The 710-nt window shown below is 41.3% G+C and carries 1 pseudogene; it reads left to right on the top strand.

The annotated features are described in order from the left end of the window. A pseudogene (locus ACFIO3_RS14735) lies at positions 1-710 on the top strand (hypothetical protein); the annotation flags it as partial.

Here is a 710-nt window from a genome sequence, read left to right as displayed (position 1 = left end):
AGTGGCAATGGTGTTAAGATAATCGTAGGAGGCAAGCAAAAGCTTTACAGTTATGATAGTCAAACGAAGGGTTGGAAAGACATCAGCCAAAATGGTGTGACGTATCAAGCACATGAGGATAATCAATGGTCGTTCGCTTTGTTTGGTCAAAGAATTATTGCAGTGAATAAAAATGATAAACCGCAAGTCTTTAATACCCATAGCTCTGAACGGTTTGAAGATTTAGGAGGCAATCCACCGAAAGCAGGCTTGGTGAAGGTTTGGGGACCTTTTGTTTGTTTGATGCAATTGACAGATCACCCCAATCGCATTCATTGGTCTGGCTTGGAAGATGCTACTCATTGGACAGTTAAAGAGAAAGATTGCGATTTTCAAGATTTTCCGGATGGAGAATATGTTCAAGGGGCAACAGAGTCCACCAATCCCCTCATTTTTATGCGTTCTGCTATTTATGCAGGAACCTTTGTTGCGGGTTCTAAGATTGTATTTACGTTTCAAAAGATACAAGACAAGCGAGGAGCCCGCAGTGCAGCCTCTATAGCATGTCGAGGGAGTGATGCTTTTTTTGCAGGTGATGGTGGTTTTTATCAGATGAGTGCTGATGGTCAACTTTTGCCGATAGGCTTTGAGAAGGTTGATAGAACGGTTTTTAAAACTTTTGATAAATTTGCTCTTGATGAGATGCAAGGAGTGATAGATCCCATTGATAA

This window comes from Bartonella sp. AD328YNZD, assembly GCF_042196425.1.
Note: the sequence above shows the minus strand (reverse complement) of the source record. Positions and strands in the feature narration are given on the sequence as shown.